Source organism: Azovibrio sp. (assembly GCF_049658005.1).
In the GTDB taxonomy this organism is placed as follows: domain Bacteria; phylum Pseudomonadota; class Gammaproteobacteria; order Burkholderiales; family Rhodocyclaceae; genus Azovibrio.
Genome location: NZ_JBASOH010000117.1, coordinates 1 through 24,883, shown reverse-complemented (window position 1 = coordinate 24,883; position 24,883 = coordinate 1). Strand labels below are relative to the sequence as shown.

General features: G+C 64.6%; 24 protein-coding genes and 1 pseudogene. 21 read left to right on the top strand and 4 right to left on the bottom strand.

What is annotated here, in order from left to right; genetic code table 11:
- The 20 genes from WBH99_RS10790 (at nucleotide 1) to WBH99_RS10695 (ending at nucleotide 19,441) form a co-directional block, all read left to right on the top strand.
- Nucleotides 1-867 carry an electron transfer flavoprotein subunit beta/FixA family protein gene (locus WBH99_RS10790; RefSeq protein ID WP_424220094.1) on the top strand — a complete coding sequence of 289 codons (867 nt, stop codon included), beginning with the start codon at nucleotides 1-3 and terminating at the stop codon, nucleotides 865-867.
- The gene (locus tag WBH99_RS10785; protein ID WP_424220093.1) at nucleotides 860-1,942 is read left to right on the top strand and encodes an electron transfer flavoprotein subunit alpha/FixB family protein; all 1,083 of its coding nucleotides are present in this window, start codon (nucleotides 860-862) and stop codon (nucleotides 1,940-1,942) included. Before WBH99_RS10790 ends, WBH99_RS10785 begins: the two co-directional genes overlap by 8 nt.
- A 10-nt stretch (nucleotides 1,943-1,952) precedes the next feature.
- On the top strand, nucleotides 1,953-3,263 hold the full coding sequence (locus tag WBH99_RS10780; RefSeq protein ID WP_424220092.1) for an FAD-dependent oxidoreductase: 1,311 nt from the start codon (nucleotides 1,953-1,955) through the stop codon (nucleotides 3,261-3,263).
- Nucleotides 3,264-3,400: 137 nt separating this feature from the next.
- Nucleotides 3,401-3,685, top strand: a complete 285-nt coding sequence (locus WBH99_RS10775; protein ID WP_424220091.1) for a ferredoxin family protein — start codon at nucleotides 3,401-3,403, stop codon at nucleotides 3,683-3,685.
- A 229-nt stretch (nucleotides 3,686-3,914) separates the two neighbouring features.
- Nucleotides 3,915-4,343, top strand: coding sequence for a nucleoside-diphosphate kinase (ndk, locus tag WBH99_RS10770; protein WP_424220090.1), 429 nt, complete (start codon nucleotides 3,915-3,917; stop codon nucleotides 4,341-4,343).
- 75 nt (nucleotides 4,344-4,418) lie between these two features.
- Nucleotides 4,419-5,510: a 23S rRNA (adenine(2503)-C(2))-methyltransferase RlmN gene (gene rlmN / locus WBH99_RS10765; RefSeq protein WP_424220089.1), complete on the top strand. Its 1,092-nt coding sequence runs from the start codon at nucleotides 4,419-4,421 to the stop codon at nucleotides 5,508-5,510.
- Nucleotides 5,507-6,298 (top strand): type IV pilus biogenesis/stability protein PilW, encoded by a 792-nt coding sequence (gene pilW / locus WBH99_RS10760; protein WP_424220088.1) that lies wholly within the window; start codon nucleotides 5,507-5,509, stop codon nucleotides 6,296-6,298. The genes rlmN and pilW overlap by 4 nt, the downstream gene beginning before the upstream one ends.
- On the top strand, nucleotides 6,295-7,314 hold the full coding sequence (locus tag WBH99_RS10755) for a helix-turn-helix domain-containing protein (protein ID WP_424220087.1): 1,020 nt from the start codon (nucleotides 6,295-6,297) through the stop codon (nucleotides 7,312-7,314). The genes pilW and WBH99_RS10755 overlap by 4 nt, the downstream gene beginning before the upstream one ends.
- Nucleotides 7,315-7,326: 12 nt before the next feature.
- Nucleotides 7,327-8,568 (top strand): flavodoxin-dependent (E)-4-hydroxy-3-methylbut-2-enyl-diphosphate synthase, encoded by a 1,242-nt coding sequence (gene ispG, locus WBH99_RS10750; RefSeq protein WP_424220086.1) that lies wholly within the window; start codon nucleotides 7,327-7,329, stop codon nucleotides 8,566-8,568.
- Complete coding sequence (gene hisS, locus WBH99_RS10745; RefSeq protein WP_424220085.1) at nucleotides 8,565-9,857, top strand: histidine--tRNA ligase; 1,293 nt, start codon at nucleotides 8,565-8,567, stop codon at nucleotides 9,855-9,857. Before ispG ends, hisS begins: the two co-directional genes overlap by 4 nt.
- Before the next feature lies 1 nt (nucleotide 9,858).
- The gene (locus WBH99_RS10740; protein ID WP_424220084.1) at nucleotides 9,859-10,497 is read left to right on the top strand and encodes a YfgM family protein; all 639 of its coding nucleotides are present in this window, start codon (nucleotides 9,859-9,861) and stop codon (nucleotides 10,495-10,497) included.
- Nucleotides 10,497-11,654: an outer membrane protein assembly factor BamB gene (gene bamB, locus WBH99_RS10735; RefSeq protein ID WP_424220083.1), complete on the top strand. Its 1,158-nt coding sequence runs from the start codon at nucleotides 10,497-10,499 to the stop codon at nucleotides 11,652-11,654. The genes WBH99_RS10740 and bamB overlap by 1 nt, the downstream gene beginning before the upstream one ends.
- Nucleotides 11,651-12,976, top strand: a complete 1,326-nt coding sequence (der, locus tag WBH99_RS10730) for a ribosome biogenesis GTPase Der (RefSeq protein ID WP_424220082.1) — start codon at nucleotides 11,651-11,653, stop codon at nucleotides 12,974-12,976. The genes bamB and der overlap by 4 nt, the downstream gene beginning before the upstream one ends.
- 111 nt (nucleotides 12,977-13,087) lie before the next feature.
- Nucleotides 13,088-13,327 carry an RNA chaperone Hfq gene (gene hfq / locus WBH99_RS10725; protein ID WP_424220081.1) on the top strand — a complete coding sequence of 80 codons (240 nt, stop codon included), beginning with the start codon at nucleotides 13,088-13,090 and terminating at the stop codon, nucleotides 13,325-13,327.
- Between the two features lie 72 nt (nucleotides 13,328-13,399).
- Nucleotides 13,400-14,569: a GTPase HflX gene (hflX, locus tag WBH99_RS10720; RefSeq protein ID WP_424220080.1), complete on the top strand. Its 1,170-nt coding sequence runs from the start codon at nucleotides 13,400-13,402 to the stop codon at nucleotides 14,567-14,569.
- A gap of 53 nt (nucleotides 14,570-14,622) precedes the next feature.
- A complete protein-coding gene (hflK, locus tag WBH99_RS10715; RefSeq protein ID WP_424220122.1) occupies nucleotides 14,623-15,912 on the top strand; it encodes an FtsH protease activity modulator HflK in 1,290 nt (429 codons plus the stop codon).
- Nucleotides 15,909-16,775, top strand: a complete 867-nt coding sequence (hflC, locus tag WBH99_RS10710; protein ID WP_424220079.1) for a protease modulator HflC — start codon at nucleotides 15,909-15,911, stop codon at nucleotides 16,773-16,775. The genes hflK and hflC overlap by 4 nt, the downstream gene beginning before the upstream one ends.
- The gene (locus WBH99_RS10705; RefSeq protein ID WP_424220078.1) at nucleotides 16,772-16,957 is read left to right on the top strand and encodes a DUF2065 domain-containing protein; all 186 of its coding nucleotides are present in this window, start codon (nucleotides 16,772-16,774) and stop codon (nucleotides 16,955-16,957) included. The genes hflC and WBH99_RS10705 overlap by 4 nt, the downstream gene beginning before the upstream one ends.
- Nucleotides 16,958-18,112 (top strand): ATP phosphoribosyltransferase regulatory subunit, encoded by a 1,155-nt coding sequence (locus WBH99_RS10700; protein ID WP_424220077.1) that lies wholly within the window; start codon nucleotides 16,958-16,960, stop codon nucleotides 18,110-18,112.
- Nucleotides 18,113-18,118: 6 nt separating this feature from the next.
- Nucleotides 18,119-19,441 (top strand): adenylosuccinate synthase, encoded by a 1,323-nt coding sequence (locus WBH99_RS10695; protein ID WP_424220076.1) that lies wholly within the window; start codon nucleotides 18,119-18,121, stop codon nucleotides 19,439-19,441.
- 27 nt (nucleotides 19,442-19,468) lie between these two features.
- Here WBH99_RS10695 and WBH99_RS10690 read toward each other — a convergent pair whose 3' ends face one another.
- Genes WBH99_RS10690 through WBH99_RS10680 form a run of 3 tightly spaced genes read right to left on the bottom strand, consistent with a single transcriptional unit; the run spans nucleotide 19,469 to nucleotide 22,384 of the window.
- Nucleotides 19,469-19,966, bottom strand: a complete 498-nt coding sequence (locus WBH99_RS10690; RefSeq protein ID WP_424220075.1) for a dihydrofolate reductase — start codon at nucleotides 19,964-19,966, stop codon at nucleotides 19,469-19,471.
- 14 nt (nucleotides 19,967-19,980) lie between these two features.
- Nucleotides 19,981-21,588, bottom strand: coding sequence for a glucose-6-phosphate isomerase (pgi, locus tag WBH99_RS10685; protein ID WP_424220074.1), 1,608 nt, complete (start codon nucleotides 21,586-21,588; stop codon nucleotides 19,981-19,983).
- A gap of 1 nt (nucleotide 21,589) precedes the next feature.
- Nucleotides 21,590-22,384, bottom strand: a complete 795-nt coding sequence (locus tag WBH99_RS10680; RefSeq protein WP_424220073.1) for a thymidylate synthase — start codon at nucleotides 22,382-22,384, stop codon at nucleotides 21,590-21,592.
- A gap of 165 nt (nucleotides 22,385-22,549) precedes the next feature.
- On the opposite strand from WBH99_RS10680, the gene WBH99_RS10675 reads away from it, so the two are divergent.
- Nucleotides 22,550-24,088 carry a hypothetical protein gene (locus WBH99_RS10675; protein ID WP_424220072.1) on the top strand — a complete coding sequence of 513 codons (1,539 nt, stop codon included), beginning with the start codon at nucleotides 22,550-22,552 and terminating at the stop codon, nucleotides 24,086-24,088.
- 118 nt (nucleotides 24,089-24,206) lie between these two features.
- Here the strand turns inward: WBH99_RS10675 and mutL are convergent.
- Nucleotides 24,207-24,883, bottom strand: a pseudogene (gene mutL, locus WBH99_RS10670) (DNA mismatch repair endonuclease MutL); the annotation flags it as partial.

Sequence of the window (24,883 nt, the reverse complement as noted above, 5' to 3'; positions counted from 1 at the left end):
ATGCACATCGTCGTTTGTATCAAGCAGGTGCCGGACAGTGCCCAGATTCGGGTGCATCCGGTGACCAACACCATCATGCGCCAGGGGGTGCCGGCCATCATCAATCCCTATGACCTGTTCGCCATCGAGGCGGCCCTGGCCCTCAAGGACCAGTTGGGGGGCAAGGTGACGGTGCTGACCATGGGTCCGCCCCAGGCCGAAGCGGCCCTGAAGAAGGCCCTCTCCTATGGTTGCGACGAGGCCGTGCTGGTGACTGACAAGCTCTTTGCCGGGTCCGACACCCTGGCCACCTCCTACGTGCTGGCTTCGGCCATCCGGACCCTGGACCAGGAAAATCCGGTGGATCTGGTGTTTACCGGCAAGCAGACCATCGACGGCGACACCGCCCAGGTGGGGCCGGGCATCGCCAGGCGCCTGAAGCTGGAGCTGCTCACCTATGTTTCCCGCATCATCCGCGTGGACCCGGCCGCCCGCAGCATCCGCGTCGAGCGCCGCGCCGAGGGCGGGGTGCAGGTGCTGGAAACCCGCCTGCCGGCCCTGATCACCATGCTGGAGGGCAGCAACGAGATCCGCTTTGGCAGCGCCCCCGACCTGTTCCGCGCCGCCCGCGCCCAGGTGCGGCTGTGGGACCGCAACGCTGCCGGCATCGAGGACATCACGAAGGTGGGCCTCAAAGGCAGCCCCACCATCGTCAGCCGGGTCTTCGTGCCCAGTTCCCGGGCCCGGAAGGCCCTGCAGATCGGGTTCGACCCCGCCAACCCGGAAGTCGCCACCCAGGCCCTGCTGGACAAGCTGCTGGCGGAATTTCCCAAGGTAAAAAAAGAACTCGACAACAAGCGTGCGGCCGCAGGAGAACGTCATGAGTGAAGCCAGGACCGACAAGCCCATCAAGAAGCGCAAGATCAAGCTGAATGAAGAACTGCTGGCTTACAAGGGTGTCTGGGTCTTCATCGAGAGCGAGCGGGGCCACGTCCATCCCGTCTCCTGGGAGCTGATGGGCCAGGGCCGCCGCCTGGCGGACCAGCTCGAGGTGGAACTGTGCGGCGTGGTCATGGGCGCCCCGGGGCCGGACCTGGAAGCGCAGTGCCAGGCCGCCTTTGCCTACGGCGCCGAGCGCTGCTACCGCATCGCCAGCCCGGTGCTGGCCGAATACCGCAACGAGCCCTTTACCCGCGCCCTGACCGATCTGGTGAATGCCCACAAGCCGGAAATCCTGCTGCTGGGTGCCACCACCCTGGGCCGGGACCTGGCCGGTTCCGTCGCCACCACCCTGAAGACCGGCCTCACCGCCGACTGCACCGAACTGGCCATCGACCCGGAAGACCGCTGCCTGCTGTCCACCCGCCCGACCTTCGGCGGCAGCCTGCTGTGCACCATCGTCACCCTCAACTACCGGCCCCAGATGGCCACGGTGCGCCACCGGGTGATGCCCATGCCCGATCCGCAGCCGGAGCGCAGCGGCCTGATCGTGGACTTCGAGGCCGGCCTGATCGAGACCGACATCGTCACCAAGGTGCTCGAATTCATCCCCGATGAGCAGCGCGACAAGCCCCAGCTGCCTTATGCCGAAATCATCGTCGCCGGCGGCAAGGGGCTGGGCAAGGCCGAGAACTTCAAGCATGTGTGGGATCTGGCCAGGGTCCTGGGCGGCGAAGTGGGGGCCTCCCGGGCCGCCATCCACGCCGGCTGGATCTCCGCCGACCGCCAGGTGGGCCAGACCGGCCAGACCGTGCGCCCGGTCCTCTACATCGCTGCCGGCATTTCCGGCGCCATTCAGCACCGGGTGGGCATGGAAGGGGCGGACTGCATCATCGCCATCAACAACGACCCCGGCGCGCCCATCTTCGACTTCGCCCACTACGCCATCGTCGGCGACTGTAAACAGGTGCTGCCGGCCCTGAGCCGCACCTTCGCCGCCTACCTGGCGCAGCAGGGCCGCTAAGGAAATTCCCATGACCCAGAACATCGAAAAATTCGACGTCATCGTCGTCGGCGCCGGCCCTGCCGGCAACGCCGCCGCCTACACCCTGGCCAAGGCCGGCAAGAAGGTGTTGCAGCTGGAGCGGGGCGAGTATCCCGGCTCCAAGAACGTGCAGGGCGCCATCCTCTACGCCGACGCCCTGGAACAGCTCATCCCCGATTTCCGCGACTCCGCCCCCCTGGAGCGCCAGGTCATCGAGCAGCGCCTGTGGGTGATGGAGGACGAGTCTTATGTCGGCGCCACCTTCCGCTCCGACCGCTTCAACCAGATGCCGGGCAACCGCTACACCATCATCCGGGCCCGTTTCGACAAATGGTTTTCCGAGCAGGTGCAGAAGGCCGGCGCCCTGGTGATCTGCGAAATGACGGTGATCGCCCTGCTGCGCGACGAGTCCTGCAAGGTCATCGGCGTCGAGGTGGACCGAAAGGATGGCAAGATCTACGCCGACACCGTGATCCTGGCGGACGGGGTCAATTCCCTGGTGGCCAGCCGGGCCGGCCTGCGGCAGGACATCAAGCCCGCCGCCGTGGCCCTGGCGGTGAAGGAAACCGTGTTCCTGCCCAGGGAAACCGTGGAAGCCCGCTTCAACCTCAAGGGCAGCGAAGGCGTGGTCATCGAAATGCTGGGCAGCATCAGCCAGGGCATGGCCGGCACCGCCTTCCTCTACACCAACAAGGATTCGATCTCGGTCGGCATCGGCTGCATGCTCTCCGACATGAAGGCGCAGAACACCACCCCGGCGGAACTGCTGGAAAAGCTCAAGACCCATCCCTCCGTGGCGCCCCTGATTGCCGGCGGCGAGACCCGGGAATACGCCGCCCACCTCATTCCCGAAGGCGGCTACAAGGCCCTGCCCGGGCTCTACGGCGAAGGCTGGCTGCTGGTGGGGGATTCCGCCGGTTTCGTGAACGCCGTGCACCGGGAAGGCTCCAACCTGGCCATGATCAGCGGCCGCCTCGCCGCCGAAACCCTGCTGGAACTGGGCGAGAAGGGCCTGCCTTCCAGCGCCGCCAACCTGGCCCGCTACAAGGCCCGGCTGGAAGACAGCATCGTGCTCAAGGACCTGAAGAAATACCGCAATATCCCGGAGACCCTGGACAGCCAGCGCCAGTTTCTCACCGACTACCCGGCCCTGCTCAACGACGCCGCCCACGAGTTTTTCACCGTGGACGGCCGGGACAAGGCCAGCAAGGAAAAGGCCATCTTCAACGCCTTCCGCGAACGCCGCAGCCTGCTGGGCCTGCTGGGCGATGCCTACCGCCTGTGGCGCGCCACCCGCTGAGGAAGCGCCAGCAAAATGGTCCTGGTTGTGCCATCCTGCCGTAGCCGCTGCACTGTGACTGGGGCGGCACGACAGCTCAGGATCGCTGCGCCCCACGCTGTTTCTCCTGGGCGCAGCACTTCAAAAGGACATGGATCATGATGAAAGTCGAAGAAAAGCTCTTCCAGAACCGCTACCGGGTCGATGCGGGCCGACCCCACATCCGCATCAAGGATGAATCTCTCTGTAACGACGGCTGCGTCAGCCGGGCCTGCACCGTCTGCTGCCCGGCCGGCTGCTGGTCCTTCGAAGAGGGCAGGATCGGCCTGATCACCGACGGCTGCCTGGAATGCGGCGCCTGCCGGGTGGTCTGCGATACCCACGGCAACGTGGACTGGAACTATCCCCGGGCCGGTTTCGGCGTGCTGTTCAAATTCGGTTGAGCCTTTGGGGTTGCGCTTTTTGGGGTTGCGCCTTTTTGGCCGCCTTCCCGCGAGGGGAGGGCAGCCGCTCCGTACTGGCTTCGGGGCGAGTTCGGGGTGAGTTCGGGGTAAAAGCGAGGGCTGGGGCGGTGCTGTCAGGGGGGCGGAAATGGCGTCCGGGCTGGGGTTCTCCCCTGAGGTCTGGTAGACTACAAAGTTATTCTTAAACCCAGCTATTCACGGAGTGACCATGGCTATCGAACGCACCCTTTCCATCATCAAACCCGACGCCGTCAAGAAGAATGTCATCGGCAAGATCTATTCCCGTTTCGAGATGAGCGGCCTCAAGATCATCGCTGCCAGGATGGTCTGGCTGTCCGCCCAGGAAGCCGGCCAATTCTATGCCGTGCACAAGGAGCGTCCGTTCTTCAAGGATCTGGTCGAGTTCATGACCTCCGGCCCGGTGATGATCCAGGCCCTGGAAGGCGAAAACGCCATCGCCAGGAACCGTGAGCTGATGGGCGCCACCGACCCCAAGAAGGCGGAACCCGGCACCATCCGCGCCGATTTCGCCGAATCCATCGACGCCAACGCCGTGCACGGCTCGGACGGTCCCGACACCGCCGCCGCTGAAATCGCTTTCTTCTTCCCCGGCTTGAATGTCTATAGCGGCCGTTGATGCGCTGCCACCCAAGCGCAGGAAGTCTCGGGCTTGCCTGGGCTTTCTGTGCTTGCCTTGCAAAACAAGGTAGTCATGCAAAACCTCCTCGATCTCGATCCCCTCCAACTGACTGCCTGGTTTGCCGCCCGGGGCGAGAAGCCCTTTCGCGCCACCCAGGTGCTGCGCTGGATGCACCGGTTCGGGGAGTCTGATTTCGAGGCCATGACCGACATCGCCAGGAGCCTCAGGGAAAAGCTCAGGGCGGCAGCGGTGGTGCAGCCGCCGGCGATCGTTTCCGATCGGCTCTCCGACGATGGCACGCGCAAATTCCTGTTCGACGTGGGCAATGGCAATGCCGTGGAAACGGTGTTCATCCCCGAGGCCGAGCGGGGCACCCTGTGCATTTCCACCCAGGCCGGCTGCGCCCTCGATTGTTCCTTTTGCTCCACCGGCAAGCAGGGCTTCAACCGCAACCTGACGGTGGCCGAGATCATCGGCCAGCTCTGGCAGGTGAACAAGGCCCTGGGGCGCGACCCCAGGGGCGAGCGCCTCATCTCCAACGTGGTGCTGATGGGCATGGGCGAACCCCTGGCCAATTTCGAGAATGCCGTGGCGGCCTTGAAGCTGATGCTGGACGACAACGGCTACGGCCTCTCGCGGCGCCGGGTGACCGTCTCCACCTCGGGCCTGGTGCCGGTCATGGACCGGCTGCGGGAGGAGTGCCCCGTGGCCCTCGCGGTGTCCCTGCATGCCTCAAGCGATCGCCTGCGGGATGAACTGGTGCCGATCAACCGGAAATATCCCCTCACCGAACTGATGGCCGCCTGCCGCCGCTACCTGGAGCGGGCCCCCCGCGATTTCGTCACGTTCGAATATGTGATGCTGGACGGAGTCAATGATCAAGATCATGACGCCCGGGAGCTGTTGTCCTTGACGCGCCAGGTGCCCTGCAAGTTTAATCTCATTCCTTTCAACCCCTTTCCGGGGTCGCCCTACCGCCGTTCCCGGCCCGAGCGCATCCGTCGCTTTGCCGACATCCTCATGGGCGGCGGTATTGTCACCACCACCCGCAAGACGCGAGGGGACGACATCGATGCCGCCTGTGGCCAGCTGGCCGGTCAGGTCCTGGATAAAACGCGGCGGGCCGGGCGGCGCACCATCTTGCTGGAGGAAGAAAAGTCATGATCAGAAGCCTTGTCATGCTGTTGGCCTGGGCGTTGTCTCTGGGGAGCCTGCCGGTCGCGGCTCAGGTCGTCGTTCCCGAATCCACCCATACCAATCTGGTGACTACCGATGCCCGCACCCGGGCCCGACTGCATACGGAACTGGGGGCCATGTATTTTCAGGATGGCAATCTGGCGGTGGCCCTGGAGGAGGTCGGCATCGCCATCGAATCCGACTCCTCTTATGCCTCGGCCTACAGTGTGCGCGGCTTGGTGAATGCGGCCCTGCGCGAATTTCCGGCGGCTGAAGCCGATTTCAAGAAAGCCCTCAGTCTGGCGCCCGGCGATCCGGACATCAGCAACAACTATGGCTGGTTTCTTTGCCAGCAGGGCGCTCGGCCCAAGGAATCCATTCCGTACTTCCTGAGCGCGATCAAGAATCCGCTCTACAGCACCCCCGACCGGGCTTTTGCCAATGCCGGGGCTTGTGCCCTCAAGGCGGGGGATTTCGCGGCGGCCCGTGACTACCTGACCCAGGCCTTGCGCCTTGCGCCGGATGGCGGGCTGATGGCGCAACTGCAGCTGGCCAAACTCGCCTATGCCGAAGGTAATTTCGTGGAGGCGCGCAATCGTTTCGCGGAAGTGATGCGCGTCAGCGGCCAGCCTACGGCAGAAGCGCTGTGGCTGGGGGCGCGCATCCATCGCAAACTGGGTAACAAGGTCGAAGAGGAGAGTATGGTGGCCCAGTTGCGGCGCCTCTATCCCACCTCCCCGGAGTTCCAGGAGTTTCTCAAGGGTAATGACGAATGACGGAAATGGTGAGGGATGCCGCGCCTGAAGACAAGCCGATGCCTGCGCCTGGCCAGGCGGTGACGGCGCAGGTGGGAGCAAGGCTGCGCGCGGGCCGTGAGGCGATGGGCCTCGATGTGGCCGATATGGCGCGTCAGTTGCGTCTGGGGCCGCGACAGGTGGAGGCGATTGAATCCGGCGATTTGTCGGGCCTGCCGGGCAAAACTTTTGTGCGCGGCTTTGTCCGCAACTATGCCCGGGCCGTGAACCTGGAGAGCGCCCCGCTGCTGGCCTTGCTGGACCAAGTGAGCGAACTGGACGTGCCGCACCTCAATTTGCCCGAATCCACTCATGTGACCATGCCGGGCCAGGGGCATGCTTTCAACAAGGATATGCGGACCGTGGCGGCTGGGCTGGTGCTGGTGCTGGGGGCCATCATCGCCTATTTTTTCCTCCCGGATCAATTCTGGGTACGCAAGCCGTCGGCCGAGGCGCCGCAGGTGGCAACCCGGCCTGCAGTGGCTCCGCTTTCCGGTGAACCGCCGTCTCCCCTGGCGGGCAATCCGGAAGCCGTCACCCCCGCCAACCAGGTGCCGGCGGCGACTGCGCCCGCAGAGGAGGGGGCGCCCGCCACACCTGAGACGCCGCCCGCCGCCGCCCCGGTGCCAGCGCAGATGCCAGCGCAGATGCCAGCGCAGATGCCAGCGCAGATTCCGGCACAGATTCCGGCGCCCCCCCCGGCGGGGCCGGCCGCCGCCGCCCAGCCTGCTGCCGTCACGCCCGCCGCGTCGCCGGCGAATGTGGCAACCGCGAGCTTTTCCTTCGAGCGGGACTCCTGGATCGAAGTGCGCGACAAGGACGGCAATCTCATCATTTCCCGCCTGCATCCGGCGGGGTCGAGCCGTGACATCAGTGGGGCAGCACCGCTGTCGATCGTGGTCGGCAATGCCAGCCATGTGAAGCTGCGCTACAAGGGTGTGGAGGTGCCGCTCCAGCCCAATCCGGAGAGCGATGTGGCTCGCCTGACCCTGCCGTAAGCCGGATTCACCATGACGACATTGCACGGCAAATTGCCGGACCAGCCGGCCACCCATTCCTGCCAGGTGGGCCATGTCACCCTGGGGGGCAAGGCCCCGGTGGTGATCCAGTCCATGACCAACACCGACACCGCCGACTATGTGGCCACGGCGATCCAGTGCGCCGAGCTGGCCCGGGCCGGTTCGGAGCTCGTGCGCATCACCGTGAATACCCCGGAAGCCGCCGCCGCCGTGCCGAAGATCCGCGAGCACCTGGAGCGCATGGGCTGCCGCGTGCCGTTGATCGGGGACTTCCATTACAACGGCCACCGGCTCCTTGCCGAGCACCCGGCCTGCGCCGAGGCGCTCGCCAAGTACCGCATCAACCCCGGCAACGTCGGCTTCGGCAAGAAGAAGGACGAGCAGTTCGCCGCCATGATCGAACTTGCCTGCCGCTACGAAAAGCCGGTGCGCATCGGCGTGAACTGGGGCAGCCTGGACCCCGCGGTGCTGGCCCGCAGCATGGACGAGAACCGCCGCCGGGCCGTGCCCCTCGATACCACCGCCCTGATGCGTGAAGCCATGGTCACCTCGGCCCTGGAATCCGCCGCCCAGGCCGAAGCCCTGGGCCTTGCCGGAGAGCGCATCATCCTCTCGTGCAAGGTGTCCGGCGTCCAGGACCTGATCGCCATCTACCAGGAGCTGGCCGCCCGATCCCGCTACGCCCTGCATCTGGGCCTCACCGAGGCCGGCATGGGCTCGAAGGGCATCGTCGCCTCCACGGCGGCCCTGGCCGTGCTCTTGCAGCAGGGCATTGGCGACACCATCCGCATTTCCCTGACGCCGGAGCCGGGCGGCTCCCGCACCCAGGAAGTGATCGTCGCCCAGGAAATCCTGCAGAGCCTGGGCCTTCGCGCCTTCACCCCCCAGGTGGTGGCCTGCCCCGGCTGCGGCCGCACCACCTCGAGCTTCTTCCAGGAGCTGGCCCGGGACGTGCAGGAACATGTGCGCGCCCGCATGCCGAGCTGGCGCGAGCAGTACGACGGGGTGGAGAACATGACCCTGGCGGTGATGGGCTGCGTCGTCAATGGCCCGGGGGAATCGAAGCACGCCAACCTCGGCATTTCCCTGCCCGGCACCGGCGAGGCCCCGTCCGCCCCGGTCTATGAGGATGGCGAGAAGACCGTCACCTTGAAGGGCGGCAAGATCGGCGCCGAATTCATCCAGATCATCGAGGCCTATGTGGCCCGCAAGTACCCGAAAAAAGTCCAATGAGCCAACACCTGCAGTCCGTCCGGGGGATGAACGACATCCTGCCGGCCGAAGCCGAATTCTGGGAGCTGTTCGAGGAGGTCGTCAGCGTCCGCCTCAAGAGTTATGGCTACAAGCCGATCCGCCTCCCCATCGTCGAGCCGACGCCCCTGTTCAAGCGCGCCATCGGCGAAGTCACCGACATCGTCGAGAAGGAAATGTATTCCTTCGAGGACAGCCTCAATGGCGAGCCGCTCACCCTGCGCCCGGAAGGCACGGCGGGCTGCGTGCGGGCGGTGATCCAGCATGGAATCGCCAATCAGGCCACTCAGCGGCTCTACTACATGGGCCCCATGTTCCGGCACGAGCGGCCCCAGAAGGGGCGTTACCGCCAGTTTCACCAGATCGGCGCGGAAGCCTTCGGTTTTGCCGGCCCCGACGTCGATGCCGAGCAGATCCTCTTGACCGCCCGGCTCTGGAACGATCTGGGGCTGGACGACATCCGCCTGCAGCTCAACAGCCTGGGCCAGCCCGAGGAGCGGGCCCGGCACCGGGCCGATCTGATCGTCTATCTGGAACAGCATCAGGATCTGCTGGATGAAGACGGCAAGCGCCGCCTCTACAGCAATCCCCTGCGCATCCTGGACAGCAAGAACCCGGCCTTGGAGGACCTCTGCGCCGCGGCACCGAAGCTGATCGACTACCTGGGGGAAGCCTCCCTGAGCCACTTCAACGGGGTGCAGCAGATATTGAAGGATGCCGGCATCCCCTTCGAGATCAACCCGCGCCTGGTGCGGGGCCTGGATTACTATAATCTCACCGTGTTCGAGTGGGTCACCGACCGGCTCGGCGCCCAGGGCACGGTCTGCGCCGGCGGCCGTTACGATGGCCTGGTACAGCAACTGGGCGGGCGGCCCACCCCGGCCTGCGGCTTTGCCATGGGGGTCGAGCGCTTGATCGCCCTGATCCGGGAATCCGGCGGCGAGCCGGCGCCGCGGGGCACGGATGTGTATGTGGTGCATCAGGGCGAAGCCGCCACCCGCCTCGCTTTTCGGGTGGCGGAAGGGCTGCGCGACAATGCCGTGGAGGTGATCCTGCACTGCGGTGGTGGCAGCTTCAAGTCGCAGATGAAGAAGGCCGATGCCTCGGGCGCCCTCTTTGCCGTGATCATTGGCGACGATGAAGCAAAAACCGGTGAAGTACAGTTGAAGGCCCTGCGTGACGAGGGAGTGGCGCAGCAGCGCCTGAAGGCCGGGAATCTGGCCGAAGTCATCATTGACAAATTATTGGATAGCGAAGAAGAGGAAGCCTGACATGGCCGTCTACGATCTGGAAGAACAGGAACAAATCGACAACATCAAGACCTGGTGGAAGCAGCACGGCACGCTGATTGCCTGGGTGATTTCCGCCCTCGCTGCCGCCGTGGTGGCCTGGCAGGGCTGGAACTGGTATCAGAGTCAGCAGGCCACTCAGGCCGGCGCACTGTTCGGTGCCCTGCAGCAGGCCATGGTCAAGCAGGACACCCAGAAAGTGCGCCTCCTGGCCGGGGAATTGACGGAAAAATTTGGCGGCACGGCCTATGCCCCCCTGGGAACCCTGATGGCCGCCAAGCTGTCCTTTGCCGCCGGTGACAACAAGACCGCCCGCGCCCAGCTGGCCTGGGCCGTCGCCCACGGCAAGGACGAAATCCGCGACATCGCCCGCTTGCGCCTGGCTGCCGTGCAGCTCGACGAGCAGGCTTACGATGAAGCCCTGAAAGAATTGGCGAACCCCCCCGCGCCGGCCTTTGTCGCCGCTTATGCCGAATTGAAGGGCGACGTGCTGGTCGCTCAGGGCAAGGTGGCGGAGGCGCGCAGCGCCTATCAGGCCGCCCTGGACGCTTCCAGGGCGGCACCTGGCCCGGGTGTCCAGTTGCTGCATCAGAAGCTCGATGCCTTGGGGGGAGCGGCCTGATGCGCACCCGCCTGCTGCCTCTGGCGGCCTTGCTGACCGGGCTGCTGGCCGGCTGTTCCATGTTGCCGTCGATGGACAGCCTCAACCCCTTTGCCAGCAAAGGGCCAAAAATGGCGGAACTGGGCCCCATCCAGCCTACGGTCGAACTGCGTCAGGCCTGGAGCTACTCGATCGGCAAGGCTGGCGAGGCGGTTTTCTACCCTGCGGTGGTTGGTAGCGCGGTCTATGTCGCCGCCGCCGATGGCAGTATTGCGCGCCTGGAGCAAGGCACTGCGGTTTGGCGGATCCATGCAGGCAAAGCCCTGAGCGCAGGAGTGGGCAGTGATGGCGCGACCGTCGTGGTCGGCACCCGCAACGGTGAGGTACTGGCTTTCTCGGCCCGGGATGGCGCGCCCCTCTGGCAGGCCAGGGTGAGCAGTGAAGTGCTGGCGCCACCCCTGGTCGCAGGTGAAATGATCGTGGTGCGTAGCGGCGACAACCGGGTTTTTGCCTTTGACGCCCACGGTAAGCGCAAATGGCTCTACCAGCGTCCCACGCCACCCTTGTCGCTGCGCAGCACGGCTCCCATGGTGCTGGCCGATCAGTTTGTTCTGCTGGGCTTTCCGGGCGGCAAGCTGGTGGCCCTGGCCAACCATAATGGCGCGCCGGTCTGGGAGGGAGTGGTGGCTGCGCCCAAGGGGGTGACGGAACTGGATCGGGTGGCGGATGTGGTGTCCGCCCCTGCGACGGGCGGCGCCATCGGTTGCGCCGTGGCCTATCAGGGGCGGGTGACCTGCTTTGATTTTTCACAGGGCGGCAGTACGGTCTGGTCGCGCGAGCTGTCTTCGGCAGCAGGCCTGGGCCTGGATTCCCGGGGGGTCTATGTGACGGACGATAGCAGTGCCATTCAGGCGCTGTCGCTGAGTTCCGGTGCCAGCCTCTGGAAGCAGGACAAACTGCTGAACCGCCGTGTCACCGCTCCCCTGGTGCTGGGCCGCAACCTCCTGGTCGTGGGCGATGCACAAGGAGTGGTGCATTTGCTCAATCGTGATGATGGGGATTTTGCCGCCCGCTTCAGCACCGATGGCAGCCCCATCAACGCGGCTCCCCAGCAACTGGGGAGCCAGATTCTGGTGCAGACCCAGCAAGGCAACGTTTACGCTCTGGACGTGCAATGAAACCAACCGTTGCCCTGGTAGGGCGCCCCAATGTGGGTAAATCCACCCTCTTCAACCGCCTGACCCGCAGCCGTGATGCCATTGTGGCCGACCAGCCGGGCCTGACCCGGGATCGTCACTATGGTCATGGCCATCTGGGCGACAAGCCTTATCTGGTCGTGGATACCGGCGGCTTCGAGCCCCTGATCAAGGAGGGCATCCTCCATGAAATGGCCCGCCAGACCGAGCAGGCCATCGCCGAGGCCGATGCCATCATCTTCGTGGTGGATGGCCGGGGGGGACTGACGCCTCAGGACAAGGAAATCGCCAACAAGCTGCGCCGCCTCGACCGCCCGGTGTTCGTGGCCGTCAACAAGACCGAGGGCATGAATCGCGGCGTGGTATCCGCCGAGTTTCATGAACTGGGACTGGGGGAGCCGCATGCCATTTCCGCTTCCCATGGCGAAGGGGTGCGCGGTCTGATGGATCTGGTGCTGGCGGACTTCCCCGAGCCGGAGGCGGAAGAAGAACGTCCCGATGTGCTCAAGGTCGCCATTGCCGGCCGCCCGAATGTGGGCAAGTCCACCCTCGTCAATACCCTGATCGGCGAAGAGCGGGTCATCGCCTTCGACCTGCCCGGCACCACCCGGGATGCAATCTATGTCGATTTCGAACGAGGCGGCCGGAAATACAGCCTGATCGATACGGCAGGCCTGCGCAAGAAAGGCAAGGTGTTCGAGGCCATCGAGAAATTCTCGGTAGTGAAAACCCTGCAGTCCATCGAGGACGCCCATGTGGTGATCCTGATGCTGGATGCGCAGCAGGATATTTCCGACCAGGACGCCCATGTGGCGGATTTCATCCTCCAGTCAGGCCGGGCTCTGGTGATTGCCGTCAACAAGTGGGACGGCCTCGATTCCTACGCCAGGGAGCAGGTGCGGAGCGCCATCGAGCGCAAGCTCAAGTTCCTGGAGTTTGCCAGGACCCACTTCATTTCGGCCAAGGAAAACTTCGGCCTGGACAAACTGTTCGAGTCGGTCAATGCCGCCTATGCAGCGGCCATGGCCAAGCTGTCCACCCCCAAGCTGACCCGGGTGCTGATCGATGCCGTGGCGCGTCAGGCACCGCCGCGCCAGGGGGCTTTCAGGCCGAAGATGCGCTATGCCCACCAGGGCGGCTCCAATCCACCCATCATCGTCATTCACGGCAATGCCCTGGATAAGGTGCCCAACAGTTATCGGCGCTACCTGGAAAACACCTTCCGGGAAGTGTTCAAGCTGGACGGCACACCGCTACGCATCCAGTTCAATACCAGTCACAATCCCTACGCCGAGAAGGAATGAATCGGGATTGAATCGGCCGGACTGGGTCCGGTGCGTCAAACTCCTGCTGGCGCCACCGGGTGAAATTAGGTAAATTAGTCCCTTGATAACAATTATTCGCGGAGTCACGCCATGAGCAACAAGGGGCAACTGTTACAAGACCCATTCCTCAACACCCTGCGCCGGGAGCATGTTCCGGTTTCCATCTACCTGGTCAATGGCATCAAACTGCAAGGCCAGATCGAGTCCTTCGACCAGTATGTGGTACTCCTCAAGAACACCGTGACCCAGATGGTATATAAACACGCCATCTCCACCGTGGTTCCCGCCCGGCCCGTGAACATCCAGCAGGATCCGGCGGCGGAAGCCTGATCGAGTTGATTACTTTGCGCCCATTCGTTTCGGGGACCCCGTTCCGGGCGTCCCCGTTTCCTTTTTCTTTCCGTGCTTGATCGTCCCGCGGCAGGTGAACGGGCTGTTCTGGTACAGCTCGATTTCGGCCAGAAAGATATCCAGGAACAGTTCGAAGAAGTCCGGCTGCTGACCGAGTCTGCCGGGGGGGTGGTGTGCGCCGAAGTTTTCGGCCGCCGCCACAGCCCGGACCCCAGGACGTTTGCAGGCAAGGGCAAGGTGGAGGAGGTTGCCGCCGCCCTGGCCGCCGCCCAGGCGGATCTGGTGATCTTCAATCATGCGCTTTCACCGGTGCAAGAACGGAATCTGGAGCGATCGCTCCAGTGCCGGGTGATTGACCGGACCAGCCTGATTCTCGATATTTTTGCCTTGCGCGCCCAGAGTGCGGAAGGCAAGTTGCAGGTGGAACTGGCCCAGCTCGAACATCTGGCCACCCGGCTGGTGCGGGGCTGGACTCACCTGGAACGGCAGAAGGGCGGCATTGGGCTGCGCGGTCCTGGCGAAACCCAGCTCGAAACCGACCGGCGTCTGCTGGGCAACCGGGTCAAGCTGCTCAAGGATCGCCTGCTCAAGTTGAGCCGCCAGCGCGGGGTGCAGCGCAAAGCCCGCCTCAAGGGCGACGTATTGAATGTGTCCCTGGTCGGTTACGCCAATGCCGGCAAGTCCACCCTGTTCAACGCCCTGACCCATGCCGGCGTTTTTGCGGCCAATCAGCTATTTGCCACCCTCGATACCACTTCCCGCAAGCTCTGGTTCGAGGATGCCGGGCATGTGATTCTCTCGGATACCGTCGGCTTCATCCGCGATCTGCCCCATTCCCTGGTGGAGGCTTTTCAGGCCACCCTGGAGGCGACGGCGGATGCGGATATCCTTCTGCATGTGGTGGATAGTGCCAGCCATGTCCGGGATGAGCAGATTGCCGAGGTCAACAAGGTGCTGACCGAAATCGGTGCGGAGCAAGTGCCCCAGATCCTGATCTGGAACAAGGTCGATCTGACCGGCGTGGCCCCGGCAGTGGAGCGGGATGGCTATGGTAGAATCTCGCGGGTCAAATTGAGTGCGCGAACGGGCGAAGGGCTTGCCTTGTTGCGTGATGTGCTCGGGGAGCATGCCCGGGAAAAGCGAACCTTGCGAACAGCCCGGGCCCAGGCGGCGGCGCTGGATGCGATCGAAGAGGCGGAACCTGATTCCGGCTCGTTTTGAATTTCTCTTAGGCTTCTGACGGATATCCCATGATTCCAACCCTTGGCATTCTCATGTCCATCAACGATCCCCAGTGGGGGGGGCGAGGTGGTAACAATGGCAACGATTCCGGCGGCGGGCGGCGCCCCAACCCGGGGCCTCCCGACCTGGAAGACATCTGGCGCGATTTCAACAAACGCCTGAACGGCATGCTGGGCAAGAGGGGGGGCAGCGGCGGCGGGAACAATGAGGGTGGCGGCATTCCCCCCGTCGATCTGAATCCCCGGACCATCGGGGGGGGCATCGGCATCCTGGCGGCCCTCGTCGTCCTGGTGTGGCTGGCTTCCGGCTTCTACATCGTCGATGCCTCCCAGCGCGGCGTGGTGCTGCAGTTCGGCAAGTTCGTCGAAACCACCGAGCCCGGCCTGCGCTGGCGCCTGCCTTATCCCATCCAGTCGCATGAGGTGGTGAATCTGACCGGGGTGCGCACCCTGGAAATCGGGTATCGCGGCACGGAGCGCAACAAGGTGCTGCAAGAGGCCTTGATGCTGACCGATGACGAAAACATCATCAACATCCAGTTCGCCGTCCAGTATTTCCTCAAGGACCCCACCGAGTATCTGTTCCAGAACCGCCTGCCCGACGAGGCGGTGATGCAGGCCGCCGAGACCGCCGTGCGTGAAATCGTCGGCAAGAGCAAGATGGATTTCGTGCTCTACGAGGGCCGCGAGCAGGTGGCGGCCCAGGCCACCACGTTGATGCAGGAAATTCTCGACCGCTACAAGACCGGCATCATGATTTCCAAGGTGACCATGCAGAACGCCCAGCCGCCCGAACAGGTGCAGGCCTCCTTTGATGATGCGGTCAAGGCCGGACAGGACCGGGAGCGCCAGAAGAATGAAGGCCAAGCCTATGCCAATGACGTCATCCCCAAGGCCCGGGGTGCCGCCGCCCGGCTGATGGAGGAGGCCAATGGCTACCGCCAGCGCCTGATCGCCACTTCCGAAGGCGATGCCAGCCGCTTCAAGCAGATTCTCACCGAGTATGCCAAGGCTCCCGAAGTGACCCGCCAGCGCCTGTATCTGGAAACCATGCAGCAGGTCTATGCCAATACCAGCAAGGTGATGGTGGATGCCAAGGGGCAGGGGAATCTGCTCTATTTGCCGCTCGACAAGCTGATGCAGGTCAGTGCCGGGGCCGTGCTGCCGCCGCAGGCTGCGCCGGGTAATGCGGCAGAACTGGCGGGGCGCAATGCGCCGCGTCAAGCCGCTGCCCCGGTGGGTGATGTGCCGCCCCAGTTGGAGCGGATGCCGGATGCCGGTTCCCGTGATCTTCGTTCCCGTGACCGGGAGGCTCGCCAATGAAACCCAGACTGCAAGTTGCCGGGGCCGTTCTGGTCCTCTTGTTGATCACGGCATCCATGTCCCTGTTTACCGTGGATCAGCGTCAGTCAGCGGTGATCTTCCAGATGGGTGAGGTGAAGCAGGTGATCACCGAGCCCGGGCTGCATGTCAAGTGGCCGATGATCCAGAACGTGCGCTTCTTCGACAACCGCATCCAGACCCTGGACAGCCAGGAGCCCGAGCGTTTCATCACCTCGGAAAAGAAAAACGTGCTGGTCGATTCCTACGTCAAGTGGCGCATCGTGGACCCCCGGCTCTACTACGTTTCGGTCGGCGGCGATGAAGCCCGGGCCAGCACCCGGCTGTCCCAGACCGTCAATGACGGCCTGCGCGGCGAGTTCGGCAGGCGCACCGTCCATGACGTGGTGTCCGGCGCCCGGGACGAGATCATGGAAGAAATGCGCGGCAAGGCCGACCTGGATGCCCGCAAGATCGGCGTACAGATCATCGACGTGCGCCTGAAGCGGGTCGAACTGCCTCAGGAAGTCTCCGAGGCGGTCTACCGCCGCATGGAGGCCGAGCGCAAGCGGGTGGCCAATGAACTGCGCTCCGAAGGCGCCGCCGAGTCCGAGAAGATCCGGGCCGACGCCGACCGGCAGCGGGAAGTGATCCTGGCCGAGGCCTATCGCGATGCCCAGAAGATCAAGGGTGAGGGGGATGCCAGGGCAGCCGCCATCTACGGCCAGGCCTTCAGCCAGAATCCCGAGTTCTATGCCTTCTACCGCAGTCTGGAGGCCTATCGCGCCACCTTCAACAGCAAGCATGACTTGCTGGTGGTGGAGCCCAATTCCGATTTCTTCAAATATCTGAAGAATGCAAAATGACCGAGAACCTGTTCCTGGCTTTTGCATTGATGTTGATTCTGGAGGGGCTGATGCCCTTCCTCCTGCCGGCGGTCTGGCGGGAGACCTTCAAGCGGCTGATCCTGTTTTCCGATGGTCAGATCCGCTTCGTGGGTCTCACCTCCATGATCGTCGGCCTGATCCTGCTCATGGTATTCAAATAAATGAACTGGCTTTTGCCTGAAAACCTGGCCGACGCCCTGCCTCAGGAGGCCGCCCGGATCGAGACCCTGCGCCGGGCGGTGCTGGACCTGTTCCGGGGGCGCGGTTTCGAGCTGGTGCAGCCGCCCATGCTCGAATACCTGGAATCACTCCTCACCGGAGCCGGTCAGGACCTCGATTTGTGCACGTTCAAGCTGGTGGACCAGTTGTCCGGCCGCACCCTGGGTCTGCGCGCCGACATGACGCCCCAGGCGGCGCGCATCGACGCGCATCTGCTCAACCACCAGGGGGTGACCCGACTCTGTTATTGCGGCAGCGTGTTGCATACCCTGCCCGCCAGCCTGGCTTCCAGCCGCGAGCCGCTCCAGATCGGTGCCGAACTCTATGGTTATGCCGGGGTCGAGGCCGACCTGGAAATCTTGCGTCTGCTGGGGGCCTCCCTGGAAAGGATCGAACTCGAGGCATACCGGGTGGACCTGGGGCATGTGGGCCTGTTCCGGGCCCTGGCCCAGGCCGCGGGTGTTTCGCCCGAGACCGGGGAAGCCCTGTTCAAGCTGCTGCAGGGCAAGGACGTGCCCGGACTGGCAAGTCTCTGTTCCACCCTGCCTGCCCCATACGGGCCGGCGCTGCTGGACCTGGCTGGCCTCTATGGTGGGGCGGGGGTGATCGACCGGGCCCGGACCCTGCTGCCCGCCTTGCCGGAAGTCACCCAGGCCCTCGATACCCTGGCCCACCTGATCCAGGCCGTGCCCGAACTGCCCCTGTCCATCGACCTTTCCGACCTGCGCGGCTACCACTACCACAATGGGGTGGTGTTTGCCGCCTACTGTCCCGGCTATCCGGCGGCAGTGGCCCTGGGCGGGCGGTATGATGGCGCCGGCAAAAGCTTTGGCCGGGCCCGGCCTGCCACCGGCTTTTCCATGGATTTGCGGGAACTGGCCCGGCTGGTTCCCCAGGCCAGGCCGAAGGGTGCCATCCTGGCGCCCCACGTCGGCCATGATGCCCGCCTGGCGGACCATATCGCCGCGCTCCGGGAGCAAGGCGAGGTGGTGGTGGAACTCCTGCCGGGAGAAACCGCCTGCGAAAGCCCCCGCTGCGACCGCAAGCTGGTCTGCCTGGGGGAGCACTGGATTATCGAAGCAATCAACGAGGATTAAGGCATCATGGCCAAGAATGTAGTGGTCGTCGGCACCCAGTGGGGCGACGAAGGCAAGGGCAAGATCGTGGACTGGCTGACGGACAACGCCCAGGGCGTGGTGCGTTTTCAGGGCGGGCACAATGCCGGCCACACCCTGGTGGTGGGCCAAGGCGCTGCCCAGCGGGAATACAAGCTGAACCTCGTGCCCTCGGGCATCGTCCGGGCCGGCGTGAACTGCTATATCGGCAATGGGGTGGTGCTGGACATCGGCCATCTGTTCTCCGAAATCGATGGTCTGGAAGCCGGTGGCATCGAAGTGACGAGTCGCCTCAAGGTCAGCCCCGGTTGCCCGGTGATCCTTCCCTACCACTCCGAACTGGACAAGGCCCGGGAAGCCAGGAAGAGTGCCGGCGCCAGGATCGGCACCACCGGCAAGGGCATTGGGCCGGCCTATGAAGACAAGGTCGCCCGGCGCGGTTTGCGGGTCTACGACCTGTTCAACCCGGAGCGCTTTGCCGGAAAGCTGGCAGAAGTGATGGAGTATCACAACTTCGTCCTGACCCGCTACTTCGGCGCTCCCGCCGTCGATTACCAGGCGGTGCTCGACCAGGCCATGAGCCAGGCCGGGCGGCTGAAGCCCATGGTGACCGACGTTTCCGCGGCCATTTACGACGCCAACCATGCCGGCCACAACCTGCTCTTCGAAGGTGCCCAGGGCTCCTTGCTCGACATCGACCACGGCACCTATCCCTTTGTCACCTCGAGCAACTGCGTCGCGGGTCAGGCGGCCGCGGGTGCGGGTGTCGGCCCCAGTTCCCTGCACTATGTGCTGGGCATCACCAAGGCCTATTGCACCCGTGTCGGCGGCGGCCCTTTTCCCAGCGAACTAGAGAGCGAAACCGAAGGCACCCCGGGTTTCCAGATGTTCGACAAGGGCCGCGAAATCGGCACCGTGACCCGCAGGAAGCGCCGCTGCGGCTGGTTCGATGCCGCCGCCCTGCGCCGCTCGGCCCGCATCAATGGATTGACCGGCCTGTGCATCACCAAGCTCGACGTGCTGGACGGCCTTTCGACCCTGGAGATCTGCACCGGCTACAAGCTGGATGGCCAGGTGATCGACATGCTGCCCATCGGCGCCGATGAAGTGGCCCGTTGCGAGCCCATCTACGAAACCCTGCCGGGCTGGAGTGACAACACCTTCGGGGTGAAGCGCTGGGAAGCGCTGCCGGTCAATGCCCGGGCCTATCTGGACCGGATCGAGCAGCTCTGCCAGGTGCCCATCGACATCGTCTCCACCGGCCCCGAGCGGGACGAAACCATCCTCAAGCGCCACCCCTTCATGGCCTGAGGGTCGTCCTGGATTCCCCGTCAGGGCTCAGTCGCGCTCGTAACTGACGAAGGCGAAGGTCAGGCCCTGCTGGCTGACGTGAACCTCCCGGCTGGTTTCCAGCCAGATGCCGGGGTCGAACGCGGGAAACCAGGCGTCGCCTTCCACCTCGATTTCCACCTCCGTCAGCAACAGCCGGTCCGCCTGGGGCAGAGCCTGGACATAAAGCTGTTCGCCACCGATCACGAAGGCTTCGGGGTGCTGGCCCGCCAGCTCCAGGGCTGCCGCCAGTGAGTCCGCCACCTGGGCCCCATCCGCCTGGTAGTGGGCCTGGCGGCTGAGGACGATGTTGAGCCGCTCCGGCAAGGGGCGAAAGGCGTCCGGCAGGGATTCCCAGGTCTTGCGGCCCATGATCACCGGGTGCCCACGGGTGACGTTGCGAAAGTGCTGCAGATCTTCCGGCAGATGCCAGGGCAGCTGGTCATGGATGCCGATCACCCGGTTCCGGCCGACGGCGGCAATCAGGGTCAGTCTCGGATGGTGCATGGTTTCTTCCAATCTCAGGACAAGGCCCGGAGCAGGCCCCGGGTAGAGGCATCCAGATGAGCCGGGCAGGATTCTCCCTCCAGGCAGGGCAGCAGCACGCTGGCCATCTGTTTGCCCAGTTCCACGCCCCACTGGTCGAAGGCATTGACATTCCAGAGCACGCCCTGGCAGAACACCTTGTGCTCGTAGAGGGCCAGGAGCTGTCCCAGGCCATGAGGATCGAGCCGCTCCATGAGCAAGGTGGTGGAGGGCTGGTTGCCGGGGAAGGTGCGGTAGGGCAGCAAGGCGGCGGGGATGCCGGCCTGTCGGGCTTCCTCGGCGCTTTGTCCGAAGGCCAGGGCGGCTGACTGGGCCAGGCCGTTGGCCAGCAATTGGGGGTGATGGCCGGGCAGGGGGAAATCCGCCTGTTTCAAGAGGATGAAGTCGCAAGGGATCGGCTGGCCACCCTGGTGCAGCAGCTGAAAGAAGGAATGCTGGCAATTGGTGCCGGAGGCGCCCCAGATGATCGGGCAGCTCTTGGTTTCCATGGGCTGGCCCTGGCGGTCCACCGACTTGCCGGTGCTTTCCATCTCGAGTTGCTGCAGGTAGGCGGGAAACAGTTCGAGGGACTGGCTGTAGGGGAAGATGCCGTGGCTGCAGGCGCCGATGCAGTTGGTGTTCCAGATGTCCAGCAGGGCCAGGGTCAGGGGGAGGTTTTCCCGGGCGGGGGCCTGGATGAAATGCTGATCCATGGCGTGGGCGCCTGCCAGCAGCGCTTCGAAATGGTGAAAGCCAACCGCCAGGGCGATGGAGAGCCCGACCGGGGACCAGAGCGAGAAGCGCCCACCCACCCAATCCCGGAACTGGAATACGTTACGGGCCGGGATGCCGAAGGCCGCAGCGGCTTCCAGGTTGCTCGAAACGGCAACGAAATGCCTCCAGACGGCAACGTCATGGCCTGCCTGAGCCTGTAGCCAGGCCCGGGCCGTGCGGGCATTGGCCAAGGTTTCCTGGGTGGTGAAGGTCTTGCTGGTGATGATGAACAGGGTGCTGCGATGGTTGAGCCGGGCGAGCAGGGGAGCCAGGTCGGCGCTGTCCATGTTGGAAACAAAATGGACCCGCAGGTCGGGCTGTTCGTAGGCGGCCAGGGCCCGGACCACCATGCGGGGGCCCAGGTCGGAGCCGCCGATACCGAGGTTCACCACATCGGTGATGCCCTCCCCTGAATGGCCGCGCCAGCTTCCTTCGTGAATGGCGCCGCAGAACGCCTGCATCCGGGCCAGGGTCTGCTGTACCTCCCGGGCGATGTCGCTTCCACCGAAGCTCGCCGCCTGGCTTTCGGGCGCGCGCAGGGCCATGTGCAGCACGGCCCGGCCTTCGGTGTGGTTGATGGCGTCTCCGGCCAGCATCCGGCTGCGCCAGCCCGCCACATCGGCCGCTTCGGCCAGTTCATGGAGGAGGTTCAGGGTTTCTGGCGTGATGCGCTGCTTGGAAAAATCCATGAGGAGCTCGCCCCACGCGAGGGAAAAGTCCTCGAAGCGGCGGGGGTGGCCGGCGAACAGGTCGCGCAGGTGGCGCGGGCGCAGGGTGGCAGCATGGTCAAGCAGTTTCTGCCAGGCAGGACGGGTCTTGGGATCGGTCATGTCAGATGGCTACCGGGGCGGCGATATGGGGATGGGGGTCATAGCCTTCGAGGCAAAAATCCTCGTAGCGGAAGGCAAACAGGTCCTCGACCTCCGGGTTGATCCACAGTTGGGGCAGGGGACGGGGCTCCCGGCCCAGTTGCAGGCGGGCCTGCTCGAAATGGTTGCGGTAGAGGTGGGCGTCCCCCAGTGTGTGCACGAAGTCGCCGGGTTCAAGGCCGCAGACCTGGGCCAGCATCAAGGTGAGGAGGGCGTAGGAGGCGATGTTGAACGGCACCCCCAGGAAAATGTCGGCGCTGCGCTGGTAGAGCTGGCAGGACAGCTTGCCGTTCGCCACATAGAACTGGAACAGGCAGTGGCAGGGGGGCAGGGCCATGCGGTCCACGTCCGAGGGGTTCCAGGCCGTCACCAGATGGCGGCGGGAATCCGGATTGTGCTTCAGGCGCTCCACCAACTGCGCGATCTGGTCGATCTCTCCCCCGTCCCGGGCCGGCCAGTGGCGCCACTGGTGGCCGTACACCGGCCCCAGGTCGCCGTTCTCGTCCGCCCATTCGTCCCAGATGCGCACCCCGTTTTCCTGCAGGTAACGGATGTTGGTATCCCCGCGCAGGAACCACAGCAGCTCATGGATGATGGATTTCAGGTGCAGCTTCTTGGTGGTCAGCACCGGAAAGCCCCGGGAGAGGTCGAAACGCATCTGCCAGCCGAACACGGAACGGGTGCCGGTACCGGTGCGGTCGGACTTGTCCTGGCCGTGGTTCAGCACATGGCGCATCAGGTCAAGGTAGGGTTGCATGGAGTCGAGGCGCCTGGATTCTTGATTCGAAGCGCCATTCTAATTCACCCCGGGGCTTCCCCCAAGGTTTGCCCGTCGCGCTGCGGGACCGGGCGGCCCCGGTTCACGGGGCAGACCGCCGGTATATACTCTCGACCCAAGATCAACGCATCCCCGGTCCCCCCCATGCTCGGCAATTTTTTCCAGGACAGATCCGATCACCCCCTCGCCGACCCGAAGGAGTTGCGGCGTCTTTTGTCCGGCCTGCCCGTTGACAATGCTTTTCGTGCCCTGGATGACATCATGGGCGGGCTGGAGTCCTGTCAGGGTAATGAACTGCCAGGCTTGCTGCGCTTTAACATCGTGCGCCAGCTCGATGAAGTGGCTCAGCCCCACCTGAAGCGCCTGTCCCGCGATTATCTGCATTCCCCGCGCCTGTCCCGCTCCGAGGAAAAGCGGTTGCGGACCATCATTCACGGCTTCTGGGTGGAGGTGGCGCGGCAGTATGAAATCTGCCTGGAGACGGCCGGACAGAAGGACCGGCATGCGGAACAACTAAAGCCGCATCTACCTTTACTCACGGTCCGCCTCATTGCGGCATTGGGGGCCATTCTGAAATGGCAACATTTTTGCTACGGTCCGGTTGAGGGCGTGCACTGGGTCCGTCTGGGGCGCCCCTACCTGCTGGCGGAAAGTCTGGGTTTTGCCACCAAGGCCTTGCCGATATATCCAGGCCAGGGGGCTGTCGCTTATCCGGCGGGCGAATATCTGAAAGTCCTGCTGTTTCAGGCTTCTTCCCTGGATTGTCTGCTGCCACTGGAAATCGAACTGGCGGAGCGCTTGATCACGCACCTGTTGCCGGACTTCATCTTGTCCCCGGAAAGCAGTCCCGCCAGTGTGTATTGGGTGGATGCCGCCATGCCATTGCCGCCCGTGCGTCTGGCGCAGCGGCCTGACAGCATGACGCCCACCCTGCGCTTTTTCCAGCCCGGGGCGGCAGAAAGCCGGCTGCTGGCCCTGATCCACGACATCGAGCGGGGCGGCGAGGTGCCCGCCAGCCTGAACCTGGGGGGCAGTTACCCGGCCAGGACCGTCTTGCCGGTGATGCGCCACCTGGCTGCCTGCTGGGCCCCGGTGCCGCCCCAGCGCCAGCATGTGCGGCACCGGGTCAAGCACCGGGTGGCGGTGCTGCCGGGGCTGGTCAATGCCTTGGTGGTGCTCTCTTCCGGATTTGGCGGTAAACCCCTGGGCTTGCCGCTGGAAAGCTGGATCGTGGAAAACGTCAGCTGGGGTGGCTTTGGCGCCACCATCCAGGACGTCAAGGGCGACTGGCTCAAGGTGGGCGCCCTGCTGGCGCTGCAGCCGGAAGGGGCGGAGAACTGGGTGGTGGGGGTGGTGCGCCGCTATCACCGGGTCAGCGACCTGGAGGCCCAGATTGGCATCGAGACCCTGTCGCGCCACATTGCCAGTGTCGAAGTCCGGGCCCGGGCGGCGTCGAGCTATGCGATCGATGCCGGTACGCCCGGGCTCTGGCTCCAGGACGACAATCCGCCGGGGGAAGTGCGCTTCATCCTGCCTGCGCACACCTTCGATGTGCGGGAAAATCTGGAATTCGACTACAACGGCCGCCGCGTCTTCCTCGTCCCCGTCGCCATGGTGGAAGAGGGGAGCGACTATGAGGTGGCACGCTACCGGGCCACGGTGGCGGCCCCGGCGAAGGCTTGAGATAGGCTCGAGACAGCCTCGAGACAGCCGCAGTGTCAACCCGTGTCAACGCCTGGGCACAGCGGCCACCCGGAATTTGTCGAGGGCATCCGGGCTGGGCGATACAGGCAGAGGTGCCTTACCGCCCCCGTAAAAACAGGTTGTCCAGATCTTCCAAGGCGAGTTCGGTCCAGGTGGGGCGGCCGTGGTTGCACTGGCCGGCCCGCTCGGTGTCTTCCATCTGACGCAGCAGGGCGTTCATTTCCGGCAGGCTGAGCTGGCGCCGGGCGCGCACGGCGCCGTGACAGGCCATGGTGGCCAGCAGTTCGTTCTGGCGGGCGGTGACGAGCTGGGAAAAGCCGTGTTCCTGCAGTTCCGCCAGCAGGGCCCGGGCCAGGGCGATCGGGTCACCGGCCTGGAGCAGGCTGGGCACGGCCCTGAGCGCCAGTAGGCCGGGGCCGGCCAGGCTGATGTCGAAACCCAGGTCGGTCAGTGCCTCTCCGTGCTCTTCCACGGCGGCCACTTCCAGGGGCTGGGCGCTGAAGACGGCGGGGATCAACAGGGCCTGGCGGCTGATCTGGCGTTGTTCCAGGGCGGTTTTGAGCCGTTCATAGAGGATGCGTTCGTGGGCGGCGTGCATGTCCACCAGCACCAGGCCCCTGGCGTTCTGGGCCAGGATGTAGATGCCGTGCAACTGGGCCAGGGCGTAGCCCAGGGGTGGGGCGCTGTCGCTGGGCACGGGCGGCAGGCCGGGGCTGAAGCGGGGCGAGGTCTGGCCAGCGCCCGGGCCGGACAGGCCGGAGGGCGCGACTGGCC

What these genes read in the sequence shown, in the direction of transcription:
- WBH99_RS10690 (WP_424220075.1), bottom strand. Translation starts at nt 19,966, where the DNA reads ATGCACCATCCGAGACTGACCCTGATTGCCGCCGTCGGCCGGAACCGG.
- WBH99_RS10705 (WP_424220078.1), top strand. Translation starts at nt 16,772, where the DNA reads ATGACCGAGAACCTGTTCCTGGCTTTTGCATTGATGTTGATTCTGGAG.
- WBH99_RS10740 (WP_424220084.1), top strand. Translation starts at nt 9,859, where the DNA reads ATGGCCGTCTACGATCTGGAAGAACAGGAACAAATCGACAACATCAAG.
- der (WP_424220082.1), top strand. Translation starts at nt 11,651, where the DNA reads ATGAAACCAACCGTTGCCCTGGTAGGGCGCCCCAATGTGGGTAAATCC.
- ndk (WP_424220090.1), top strand. Translation starts at nt 3,915, where the DNA reads ATGGCTATCGAACGCACCCTTTCCATCATCAAACCCGACGCCGTCAAG.
- hisS (WP_424220085.1), top strand. Translation starts at nt 8,565, where the DNA reads ATGAGCCAACACCTGCAGTCCGTCCGGGGGATGAACGACATCCTGCCG.
- pgi (WP_424220074.1), bottom strand. Translation starts at nt 21,588, where the DNA reads ATGACCGATCCCAAGACCCGTCCTGCCTGGCAGAAACTGCTTGACCAT.
- pilW (WP_424220088.1), top strand. Translation starts at nt 5,507, where the DNA reads ATGATCAGAAGCCTTGTCATGCTGTTGGCCTGGGCGTTGTCTCTGGGG.
- ispG (WP_424220086.1), top strand. Translation starts at nt 7,327, where the DNA reads ATGACGACATTGCACGGCAAATTGCCGGACCAGCCGGCCACCCATTCC.
- hflK (WP_424220122.1), top strand. Translation starts at nt 14,623, where the DNA reads ATGTCCATCAACGATCCCCAGTGGGGGGGGCGAGGTGGTAACAATGGC.
- WBH99_RS10790 (WP_424220094.1), top strand. Translation starts at nt 1, where the DNA reads ATGCACATCGTCGTTTGTATCAAGCAGGTGCCGGACAGTGCCCAGATT.
- WBH99_RS10780 (WP_424220092.1), top strand. Translation starts at nt 1,953, where the DNA reads ATGACCCAGAACATCGAAAAATTCGACGTCATCGTCGTCGGCGCCGGC.
- rlmN (WP_424220089.1), top strand. Translation starts at nt 4,419, where the DNA reads ATGCAAAACCTCCTCGATCTCGATCCCCTCCAACTGACTGCCTGGTTT.
- hflC (WP_424220079.1), top strand. Translation starts at nt 15,909, where the DNA reads ATGAAACCCAGACTGCAAGTTGCCGGGGCCGTTCTGGTCCTCTTGTTG.
- WBH99_RS10775 (WP_424220091.1), top strand. Translation starts at nt 3,401, where the DNA reads ATGATGAAAGTCGAAGAAAAGCTCTTCCAGAACCGCTACCGGGTCGAT.
- WBH99_RS10695 (WP_424220076.1), top strand. Translation starts at nt 18,119, where the DNA reads ATGGCCAAGAATGTAGTGGTCGTCGGCACCCAGTGGGGCGACGAAGGC.
- hfq (WP_424220081.1), top strand. Translation starts at nt 13,088, where the DNA reads ATGAGCAACAAGGGGCAACTGTTACAAGACCCATTCCTCAACACCCTG.
- WBH99_RS10755 (WP_424220087.1), top strand. Translation starts at nt 6,295, where the DNA reads ATGACGGAAATGGTGAGGGATGCCGCGCCTGAAGACAAGCCGATGCCT.
- WBH99_RS10785 (WP_424220093.1), top strand. Translation starts at nt 860, where the DNA reads ATGAGTGAAGCCAGGACCGACAAGCCCATCAAGAAGCGCAAGATCAAG.
- WBH99_RS10700 (WP_424220077.1), top strand. Translation starts at nt 16,958, where the DNA reads ATGAACTGGCTTTTGCCTGAAAACCTGGCCGACGCCCTGCCTCAGGAG.
- bamB (WP_424220083.1), top strand. Translation starts at nt 10,497, where the DNA reads ATGCGCACCCGCCTGCTGCCTCTGGCGGCCTTGCTGACCGGGCTGCTG.
- WBH99_RS10680 (WP_424220073.1), bottom strand. Translation starts at nt 22,384, where the DNA reads ATGCAACCCTACCTTGACCTGATGCGCCATGTGCTGAACCACGGCCAG.
- WBH99_RS10675 (WP_424220072.1), top strand. Translation starts at nt 22,550, where the DNA reads ATGCTCGGCAATTTTTTCCAGGACAGATCCGATCACCCCCTCGCCGAC.